This is a genomic window from Streptomyces cahuitamycinicus (genome assembly GCF_002891435.1).
GTDB classification, from domain to species: Bacteria; Actinomycetota; Actinomycetes; order Streptomycetales; family Streptomycetaceae; genus Streptomyces; species Streptomyces cahuitamycinicus.
In genome coordinates, this window is record NZ_POUC01000310.1 from 1 (window position 1) to 9,912 (window position 9,912).

Consider the following 9,912-nt stretch of genomic DNA (forward strand, 5'->3'; position numbering starts at 1 on the left):
GGGCGGGCGCGTCCGGGCTGCTGTTCGGCCTGACCTGCTACCTGTCGTACGGCCTCACGCTCGTCGCGCTGATCGCCGCGGCGGTCCTGGTGCTCGGCCGCCGCGGAGTCCGGCGGCGTCCGGCCCTGTTGGGGGCGTGGCTCGCCGGAGCGGCCGTGGTTCCCGCGGTGTTCACGCTCGTGGGTTTCAGCTGGTGGGAGGCCTACCAGCTGCTGGTCACGCGCTACGGTCAGGGCGCGGGCGGCATCCGCCCCTACGGCTACTGGGTGTGGGCCAACCTGGCCTGCACGGTGCTCGTCACGGGACTGGCGACGGCGGCGGGACTGCGGCGGACAGCGGCCGCAGTGGTCCGGCATCGTACCGGGCCACGAGCCGGTGTCCGCCTGGCGTTCCTGGTCTGCGCCGCGCTCCTCGCCCTGCTGATCGCCGACCTGTCCGGCATGAGCAAGGCGGAGACGGAACGCATCTGGCTCCCCTTCGCGCTGTGGCTGCTCCCGGCCTGCGCGTTCCTCACCCGCCCCCGCGCGTGGCTCACCGCCCAGGCGCTGCTCGCGCTGCTCCTCAACCATCTGCTGCGCACCGGGTGGTGACCGCTTCCCAACGTCAGGCGGCCGGCTCGCCGCCGATCATCGCAACGGCGCCGACGTCGGGGGCGACGTCCGGCGCCGTGCTCAGGTAGGCGGTGATCTGCTTGCCGACGCCGAGGGACGCGACGGCGACTCGTGTGCTGACCGTGTGCACCACGTGCATGCCGTGGCCGCCGAAGCGCTGCCCGTCGCGCTTGCGGACCACCGGCTGCTCGGCGGAGGTGTCCCACACGGTGATGGCCAATCCGTCGTCCGAGAGCCGCAGGAACATCCCGCAGGGACCGGGAGCGTGCCGGATCGCATTGGTGACGAGTTCGCTGACGACCAGTTCGGCGTCGATCGCCAGCAGGGCCGGCACGGGCGTGCGGCCGGTACACGGTGCGTGCGCCAGGAGCGCCCGCAGCGCCCGGCGCGCCTCGACAGCGCAAGCCGCGCCGCCGGCCCAGTCCGCGCCGTAGCGCAGGGGGGCCTGCTCGTCCGTGCCCGGCTCATCTGCCGCCTGCTTCATAAGCGGGATGACCATATGGGGTTCTTTCATTGTTGTTCGTGTTGCTCAATGGCCTTTCGGCGTTCGTTTACCCCGGTGCGGACCGCGCATTACTGCCGGTGGCCCGCTGTTGCGGTGTGCGCCGCGCCGTACCCGCACGGCCGCGTGCCCCCAGTCGGAGTCCGACGGTCGAGGTCCCCGTGTGGACCTCTCCCCCGTCCCCGCCGGACAGGGCCACCGCTGGCCGCCGGGCCTGCTGTTGTAGTACCTGACCAGCCGTGATTCAAGAGCGGCAGGCGGAGATCAGGACCACATTCTCGGCGAGGGAAACGTCACAGCCGTGCCCACTGCTGCTCCTTCGTGTCCGTGACCTAGCATCCGAGCATGACGGTCCTGCCTGACGACGGGCTTGAGCTGGCCGGCGAATTCCCTGACGTGCCCCACGAGCAGTGGCAGCGCCTTGTGGCGGGTGTCCTGCGCAAGTCGGGCAAGGACGTGGAGGGCGCCGAGGCCGAGGAAGCCCTGTCCACCACCCTGGAGGACGGGTTGCGCACCCGCCCTCTCTACACCGCCCGTGACTCCGCGCCGGAGCCGGGCCTGCCCGGGTTCGCGCCCTTCGTGCGCGGCGGCCGGGCCGAGGGGAACACCCTCGGCGGCTGGGACGTACGGCAGCGGCACACGGTGGCCGACGGCGGCCCGGTGCTGACGGATCTGGAGAACGGCGTCACCTCACTCTGGCTGGGCGTGGGCGGCTCCGCCATCCCGGTGCCGGAGCTCGGCCGGGTGCTCGGCGGAGTCCATCTCGACCTCGCCCCGGTCGTCCTCGACGCCGGGTCCGACGTCGAGCCCGCCGCGCGGGAGTTGCTGCGGCTGTACGAGGAGCGCGGTGTCGCCCCGGAGCAGGCGCGCGGCAACCTGGGCGCGGACCCGCTGGGCCAGGAGGCCCGCAGCGGGCAGCGGGGCGATGTCACGGCGGCGGCCGGACTCGCGCGGCTGTGCGCCGAGGGGTATCCGGGGCTGCGGGCGCTGACCGTGGACGCGCTGCCCTACCACGAGGCCGGGGGTTCGGCCGCCCAGGAGCTGGGCTGCTCGCTGGCCACCGCGGTGGCGTACCTGCGTGAGCTGACGGGGGCCGGGCTGGGCGTCGAACAGGCCTGTGCGCAGCTGGAGTTCCGGTACGCGGCGACCGCCGACCAGTTCCTGACGATCGCCAAGCTGCGGGCCGCGCGCCGGCTGTGGGCCCGGGTGGCCGAGGTGTGCGGGGCACCGCGCGCGGGGGCGCAGCTCCAGCACGTGGTGACGTCGCCGGTGATGATGACGCGCCGCGACCCGTGGGTGAACATGCTGCGCTCGACGATCGCCACGCTGGCCGCCGGCGCGGGCGGGGCGGACGCGGTCACCGTGCTGCCCTTCGACCACGCCCTCGGCCTGCCGGACGCGTTCGCGCGCCGGATCGCCCGCAACACCTCCTCGATCCTCATCGAGGAGTCGCACCTGGCCCGGGTGATCGACCCGGCGGGCGGCTCCTGGTACGTGGAGCGGCTCACGGACGAACTCGCCCACGCGGGCTGGGAGTTCTTCCAGCGCATCGAGCGGCTCGGCGGCCAGGCGGCGGCCCTGCGTTCGGGGGGCCTCGCGCGGGACCTGGCCGAGACCTGGCAGGCACGCACCGGCCGGCTGGCCAAGCGGCGCGAACCCATCACCGGTGTCAGCGAGTTCCCGTTCCTCGCGGAGAAGCCGGTCGTCCGCGAGAGCGCACCCGAGCAGCCGTCCGGCGGGCTGCCGCGGGTGCGCCGGGACGAGGCGTACGAGGCGCTGCGCGCCCGCTCCGACGCCCATCTCGCCGCGACCGGCTCCCGACCCCGGATCTTCCTGGCCGCGCTCGGCCCGGCCGCCGCCCACACCGCCCGGCTCACCTTCGCCTCGAACCTGTTCCAGGCGGGCGGCATCGAGCCGGTCGCGGAGGGCTCCTTCGAGGAGAGCGGTGCGAGCGAGGCCGTGCTGTGCTCCAGCGACGCGCTGTACGAGGAGCAGGCGGAGGCGGTGGCCGGGCAGCTGAAGGCCGCCGGTGCCGCGCACGTCTTCCTCGCCGGGCGGCCCGGGGAGCACCCCGGTGTCGACGGTTACGTCTTCGCGGGCTGTGACGCCGTCGCCGTGCTGTCCGCCACCCTCGACCGCATGGGAGTGTCCTGATGGGAATCCCCGACTTCTCCGGGATCGAACTGGGGATGCCGGCCCCCGGCGGCGGCCCCGACGAGTGGCGTACGGCGGTCAAGAACGCCGCCGGCGGGGACGACCTGCTCTGGGAGACCCCGGAGGGCATCGCGGTCAAGCCGCTGTACACCGGGCGTGACCTGGAGGGCCTGGACTTCCTGGACACGCGCCCGGGCGCGGCGCCGTATCTGCGCGGCCCGTACCCGACGATGTACGTCAACCAGCCCTGGACGATCCGCCAGTACGCCGGCTTCTCGACGGCGGAGGAGTCCAACGCCTTCTACCGGCGCAACCTCGCGGCCGGGCAGAAGGGCCTGTCGGTCGCCTTCGACCTGCCCACGCACCGGGGTTACGACAGCGACCACCCGCGGGTGACCGGTGACGTCGGCATGGCGGGCGTGGCCATCGACTCGATCTACGACATGCGGCAGCTGTTCGACGGCATTCCGCTGGACAAGATGACCGTGTCGATGACGATGAACGGTGCCGTGCTTCCGGTGCTGGCGCTGTACATCGTCGCCGCCGAGGAACAGGGCGTACCGCCCGAGAAGCTGGCCGGGACCATCCAGAACGACATCCTCAAGGAGTTCATGGTCCGCAACACCTACATCTATCCGCCGAAGCCGTCGATGCGGATCATCTCCGACATCTTCGCCTTCACCTCGCAGCGGATGCCGCGCTACAACTCGATCTCCATCTCCGGGTACCACATCCAGGAGGCGGGAGCGACGGCCGATCTGGAGCTGGCGTACACCCTCGCGGACGGCGTGGAGTACATCCGGGCGGGCCGTGAGGCGGGCCTGGACGTGGACGCGTTCGCGCCCCGGCTGTCGTTCTTCTGGGCGATCGGCATGAACTTCTTCATGGAGGTCGCCAAGCTGCGGGCGGCGCGCCTGCTGTGGGCGAAGCTGGTGCGGCAGTTCGACCCGCAGAACGCCAAGTCGCTGTCCCTGCGCACCCATTCGCAGACCTCGGGCTGGTCGCTGACCGCGCAGGACGTGTTCAACAACGTGACCCGCACCTGTGTCGAGGCCATGGCGGCGACCCAGGGACACACGCAGTCGCTGCACACCAACGCCCTCGACGAGGCGCTCGCCCTGCCCACCGACTTCTCGGCGCGCATCGCCCGCAACACGCAGCTGCTCCTCCAGCAGGAGTCCGGCACGACCCGCGTGATCGACCCGTGGGGCGGCAGCGCGTACGTGGAGAAGCTGACGTACGACCTGGCCCGGCGGGCCTGGCAGCACATCGAGGAGGTCGAGGCCGCGGGCGGCATGGCCAAGGCCATCGACGCGGGCATCCCGAAGCTGCGCATCGAGGAGGCCGCGGCCCGCACCCAGGCCCGGATCGACTCGGGCCGCCAGCCGGTCATCGGCGTCAACAAGTACCGCGTCGAGACCGACGAGCAGATCGACGTCCTCAAGGTCGACAACTCCTCCGTGCGGGCGCAGCAGATCGAGAAGCTGCGGCGGCTGCGCGCGGAGCGGGACGAGCGGGCCTGCCAGGACGCGCTGGACGCGCTGACCCGGGCCGCCGGCGGCGAGGGCAACCTGCTGGAGCTGGCGGTGCACGCGGCCCGTGCGAAGGCCACCGTCGGGGAGATCTCGGACGCGCTGGAGAAGGTGTACGGGCGGCACGCGAGCCAGATCCGTACCATCACCGGCGTGTACCGCAACGAAGCCGGGGAGTCGCCGTCCGTGGACCGCACCCGCACCCTCGTGTCCGACTTCGAGGAGGCCGAGGGCCGCCGCCCGCGCATCCTGGTGGCCAAGATGGGCCAGGACGGGCACGACCGCGGCCAGAAGGTGATCGCCACCGCCTTCGCCGACCTCGGCTTCGACGTGGACGTCGGCCCGCTGTTCCAGACGCCCGCCGAGGTGGCACGGCAGGCCGTCGAGGCGGACGTGCACATCGTCGGCGTCTCGTCGCTGGCGGCCGGTCACCTCACCCTCGTCCCGGCGCTGCGCGAGGCGCTGGCCGAGGAGGGGCGTGAGGACATCATGGTCGTGGTCGGCGGCGTGATTCCGCCGCAGGACGTGCCGACGCTGCTCGAGATGGGTGCGGCGGCCGTCTTCCCGCCCGGGACGGTGATCCCGGACGCGGCGTACGACCTGGTGAAGCGGCTGTCGGACGGCCTCGGGCACGACCTGTGATCGATGTCGACGCGTATGTGAAGGGCGTGCTCGACGGGAAGCGGGCGATCATCGCCCGAGCCATCACACTCGTCGAGTCGACCCGGCCGCAACACCGCGCGCTGGCCCAGGAGTTGCTGACCGCGCTGTTGCCGCACAGCGGCCGGGCCCGGCGGATCGGCGTCAGCGGGGTGCCCGGCGTCGGCAAGTCGACGTTCATCGACGCCTTCGGCACGCTGCTGACCTCGCTCGGGCACCGGGTCGCGGTCCTGGCCGTCGATCCGTCCTCCAGCCGCACGGGCGGTTCCATCCTGGGCGACAAGACCCGGATGGAGCGCCTGGCCGTGGACCCGGCGGCGTTCGTGCGTCCCTCCCCCACGGCGGGCACGCTGGGCGGGGTCGCGAAGGCCACCCGCGAGTCGATCGTGGTGATGGAGGCGGCCGGCTACGACGTGATCCTGGTGGAGACGGTCGGCGTGGGCCAGTCCGAGACCGCGGTCGCGAACATGGTCGACTCGTTCCTGCTGCTCACCCTCGCCCGCACGGGCGACCAGCTCCAGGGCATCAAGAAGGGCGTCCTGGAACTGGCCGACGTGATCGCGGTCAACAAGGCGGACGGGCCGCACGAGCGCGACGCCCGGGCGGCCGCGCGGGAACTGGCGGGCGCGCTGCGGCTGATGCACGGCAAGGACGCGTTCTGGACGCCGCCGGTGCTGCACTGCAGCGCCCGCGAGTCGACCGGCCTGGACACGGTCTGGGAGCGCCTGGAACAGCACCGCACCCTGCTGGACTCCACGGGCCGCCTAGCCGCCAAGCGCCGCGACCAGCAGGTCGACTGGACCTGGAGCATGGTCCGCGACGAACTCCTCGGCCGGCTGCGGGCCGACCCGGCGGTACGGGCTCTGGCGCCCGTGCTGGAGCAGCGGGTCCGGGAGGGTGAGCTGACACCGACGCTGGCCGCCGAGCGGATCCTGGGCGCGCTGGGCGGCGGCTCAGAGGCGGCGGGTTCCTGAACCGGAAGCAACCGGAGTGACGAATTCGCCTATCCGGCTTGCATGACTATGCAAAGTGATACATACTCTTTCTATGTCCAAGGTCCTCACCTCCCTGCCCGCCGGCGAACGCGTCGGCATCGCCTTCTCGGGCGGTCTCGACACCTCCGTCGCGGTCGCGTGGATGCGCGACAAGGGCGCCGTCCCGTGCACCTACACCGCCGACATCGGCCAGTACGACGAGCCCGACATCGCCTCGGTGCCCGGCCGCGCCAAGACCTACGGGGCCGAGATCGCGCGCCTGGTCGACTGCCGTGCCGCGCTGGTCGAGGAGGGCCTGGCCGCGCTGACCTGCGGAGCGTTCCACATCCGCTCGGGCGGGCGGGCGTACTTCAACACCACCCCGCTGGGCCGGGCCGTCACCGGCACGCTCCTGGTGCGGGCGATGCTGGAGGACGACGTCCAGATCTGGGGCGACGGGTCGACCTTCAAGGGCAACGACATCGAGCGGTTCTACCGCTACGGCCTGCTCGCCAACCCGCACCTCAGGATCTACAAGCCCTGGCTGGACGCCGCCTTCGTGACCGAGCTCGGCGGCCGCAAGGAAATGTCGGAGTGGCTGGTCGCGCACGGCCTGCCCTACCGGGACAGCACGGAGAAGGCGTACTCCACGGACGCCAACATCTGGGGCGCCACCCACGAGGCCAAGACCCTGGAGCACCTGGACACCGGCGTCGAGACCGTCGAACCGATCATGGGCGTGAAGTTCTGGGACCCGTCGGTCGAGATCGCCGCCGAGGACGTGACGATCGGCTTCGCCGAGGGCCGCCCGGTGTCGATCAACGGCAAGGAGTTCCCCTCCGCCGTCGACCTGGTCATGGAGGCCAACGCCATCGGCGGCCGGCACGGCCTGGGCATGTCCGACCAGATCGAGAACCGGATCATCGAGGCCAAGAGCCGCGGCATCTACGAGGCGCCGGGCATGGCCCTGCTGCACGCCGCCTACGAGCGGCTGGTCAACGCGATCCACAACGAGGACACCCTCGCCCAGTACCACGCCGAGGGCCGGCGCCTCGGCCGGCTGATGTACGAGGGCCGCTGGCTGGACCCGCAGGCGCTGATGATCCGCGAGTCGCTCCAGCGCTGGGTCGGCGCCGCCGTCACCGGCGAGGTGACGCTGCGGCTGCGGCGCGGCGAGGACTACTCGCTCCTCGACACCACGGGCCCGGCGTTCAGCTACCACCCGGACAAGCTGTCCATGGAGCGCACCGAGGACTCCGCGTTCGGTCCGGTGGACCGCATCGGCCAGCTCACCATGCGCAACCTCGACATCGCCGACTCGCGCGCCAAGCTGGAGCAGTACGCGGGCATGGGCCTGATCGGCACCGGCAGCCCCACCATCGGCGCCTCCCAGGCCGCCGCGACCGGGCTGATCGGCACCATGCCGGAGCTGCCGCAGGGCGGCGCCCAGGTCATCGCCTCCCGGGGCGAGGTCTCGGAGGAGGACGCGTGGCTGGACCGCGCGGCGATGGAGTCCGGCACGGACTGACCGCACGGCGGGACACCGAAGGCCGGCTCGACGGTGTCGAGCCGGCCTTCACGTTCGGGTGCCCGGTGGTTCAGGGTGACGTGCCGGCCATCTCCCGGACCGGTGCGTCCAGGGCGTCGAGGCCGCGCAGGATGTCCTCGACGCGCTGCTTGGCGTCGCCGAAGAGCATCTGGGTGTTGTCGCGGAAGAACAGCGGGTTCTGCACGCCCGCGTATCCGGCGGCCATGGAGCGCTTGAAGACGATCACGTGGGCCGCCTCCCACACGTGCAGGACCGGCATTCCGGCGATGGGGCTGGACGGGTTGTCGGTGGCGGCCGGGTTGACGGTGTCGTTGGCGCCGATGACCAGGACGACCGAGGTGGCGGCGAAGTCGTCGTTGATCTCGTCCATCTCCAGGACGATGTCGTAGGGCACGTTCGCCTCGGCGAGCAGCACGTTCATGTGCCCGGGCAGCCGGCCGGCGACCGGGTGGATGCCGAAGCGCACCTCGACGCCCCGCTCGCGCAGCTTGCGCGCCAGCTCGGCGACCGGGTACTGGGCCTGGGCGACGGCCATGCCGTAGCCCGGGGTGATGATGACCGAGGTGGCGTTGCCGAGGAGTTCGGCGGTCTCCTCGGCGTTGATCTCCCGGTGCTCGCCCTGCTCGCCGTCGTCGGCGGCCGCCGCCGGGGTGCCGAAGCCGCCCGCGATCACCGAGATGAAGGAGCGGTTCATCGCCTTGCACATGATGTAGGACAGGTAGGCGCCGGAGGAGCCGACCAGCGCGCCGGTGACGATGAGCAGGTTGTTGGAGAGCAGGAAGCCCGAGGCCGCGGCGGCCCAGCCGGAGTAGCTGTTGAGCATGGAGACGACCACCGGCATGTCACCGCCGCCGATGGAGGCGACCAGGTGCGCGCCGAGGGCCAGCGCGATCACGGTGACCGCGATGAGCAGGCCCATGTTCGGCCGTACGACGAACGCCGCCGTGAGTCCCACGAAGGCGACGAGCGCGCCGATGTTGAGGATGTGCTTGCCGGGCAGCGTGAGCGGGCGGGAGTTGATGCGTGCCGAGAGCTTCAGGTACGCCACCACGGAACCCGTGAAGGTGACGGCGCCGATGAACACCCCGATGAACACCTCGGCGTGATGGATGGCCAGCAGCGAACCGGAGAGTTCGGTGTCGACGTCCAGGTAGCCGTTCCAGCCGACGAACGCGGCGGCGAGGCCGACGAGGCTGTGCATGATGGCGATCAGCTCGGGCATGCCGGTCATCTCGACCACCCGGGCCCGCCACAGGCCGATACCCGCGCCGACAGCCATGGCGACGGCGATCAGGACGAGACCGGTCGCGGTGATGCTGCGGGAGGCGAGCCCGACCGTGGCGGCCAGGGCCACGGCCATGCCCGCGATGCCCCAGACGACTCCCGAACGGGACGTCTTGTGCTGGGACAGGCCGGCGAGGCTGAGGATGAACAGCAGCGCGGCGACGACGTAGGCGGCCTGAGCGGCCGTGTCTGTGGTCATCACTGATCAGCCCTTCGAGAACATGCCGAGCATGCGGCGGGTGACGGCGAATCCGCCGAAGATGTTGATGCTCGCCAGCAGGATCGCGGCGAACGACAGGACGGTGACGGCGGTGTCGCCCTGCCCGATCTGCAGCAGCGCACCGACCACGACGATGCCGGAGATGGCGTTGGTCACCGACATCAGCGGGGTGTGCAGCGCGTGGTGCACGTTGCCGATGACGTAGAAGCCGATGACGATCGCCAGGACGAACACCGTGAAGTGGCCCAGGAGCTCCCCCGGCGAGAAGGCCGTCACCAGGAACAGCGCGAGCGCTCCGGCGGCGACCAGGGCGTAGGAGGACCGGGCCGGGCGGGCGGTCTTCGCCGGGGTCCCGGACGGGGCCACGGCTTCCGGGACCGCGGCTTCCGGGACCGCGGCGGGGGCGGGTGCGGCGGACACCTGGAC

Annotated in this window: 7 protein-coding genes and 1 pseudogene; 5 read left to right on the forward strand and 3 right to left on the reverse strand. The window is 71.6% G+C overall.

Annotated elements, in window-relative coordinates; all coding sequences use genetic code 11:
* Positions 1–590: pseudogene (locus C1J00_RS30815) on the forward strand (hypothetical protein); the annotation flags it as partial.
* 13 nt (positions 591–603) lie between these two features.
* Here the strand turns inward: C1J00_RS30815 and C1J00_RS30820 are convergent.
* On the reverse strand, positions 604–1,110 hold the full coding sequence (locus C1J00_RS30820) for an ATP-binding protein (protein WP_102912272.1): 507 nt from the start codon (positions 1,108–1,110) through the stop codon (positions 604–606).
* Positions 1,111–1,458: 348 nt separating this feature from the next.
* Between C1J00_RS30820 and C1J00_RS30825 the strand changes: the two genes are divergently transcribed.
* The 4 genes from C1J00_RS30825 (at position 1,459) to argG (ending at position 7,961) form a co-directional block, all read left to right on the forward strand.
* A complete protein-coding gene (locus C1J00_RS30825) occupies positions 1,459–3,267 on the forward strand; it encodes a methylmalonyl-CoA mutase family protein (protein ID WP_102912273.1) in 1,809 nt (602 codons plus the stop codon).
* On the forward strand, positions 3,267–5,441 hold the full coding sequence (gene scpA, locus C1J00_RS30830) for a methylmalonyl-CoA mutase (RefSeq protein ID WP_102912274.1): 2,175 nt from the start codon (positions 3,267–3,269) through the stop codon (positions 5,439–5,441). Before C1J00_RS30825 ends, scpA begins: the two co-directional genes overlap by 1 nt.
* The gene (gene meaB / locus C1J00_RS30835) at positions 5,438–6,433 is read left to right on the forward strand and encodes a methylmalonyl Co-A mutase-associated GTPase MeaB (protein WP_102912275.1); all 996 of its coding nucleotides are present in this window, start codon (positions 5,438–5,440) and stop codon (positions 6,431–6,433) included. Before scpA ends, meaB begins: the two co-directional genes overlap by 4 nt.
* Before the next feature lie 73 nt (positions 6,434–6,506).
* A complete protein-coding gene (gene argG / locus C1J00_RS30840) occupies positions 6,507–7,961 on the forward strand; it encodes an argininosuccinate synthase (protein WP_102912276.1) in 1,455 nt (484 codons plus the stop codon).
* Between the two features lie 70 nt (positions 7,962–8,031).
* Here the strand turns inward: argG and pntB are convergent, their stop codons facing one another.
* On the reverse strand, positions 8,032–9,465 hold the full coding sequence (pntB, locus tag C1J00_RS30845; RefSeq protein ID WP_102912277.1) for a Re/Si-specific NAD(P)(+) transhydrogenase subunit beta: 1,434 nt from the start codon (positions 9,463–9,465) through the stop codon (positions 8,032–8,034).
* A 6-nt stretch (positions 9,466–9,471) separates the two neighbouring features.
* The coding region (locus C1J00_RS30850; protein WP_180989752.1) for a proton-translocating transhydrogenase family protein at positions 9,472–9,912 on the reverse strand (441 nt) is incomplete at its 5' end.

What these genes read in the sequence shown, in the direction of transcription:
- C1J00_RS30825 (WP_102912273.1), top strand. Translation starts at nt 1,459, where the DNA reads ATGACGGTCCTGCCTGACGACGGGCTTGAGCTGGCCGGCGAATTCCCT.
- C1J00_RS30820 (WP_102912272.1), bottom strand. Translation starts at nt 1,110, where the DNA reads ATGGTCATCCCGCTTATGAAGCAGGCGGCAGATGAGCCGGGCACGGAC.
- argG (WP_102912276.1), top strand. Translation starts at nt 6,507, where the DNA reads ATGTCCAAGGTCCTCACCTCCCTGCCCGCCGGCGAACGCGTCGGCATC.
- pntB (WP_102912277.1), bottom strand. Translation starts at nt 9,465, where the DNA reads ATGACCACAGACACGGCCGCTCAGGCCGCCTACGTCGTCGCCGCGCTG.
- scpA (WP_102912274.1), top strand. Translation starts at nt 3,267, where the DNA reads ATGGGAATCCCCGACTTCTCCGGGATCGAACTGGGGATGCCGGCCCCC.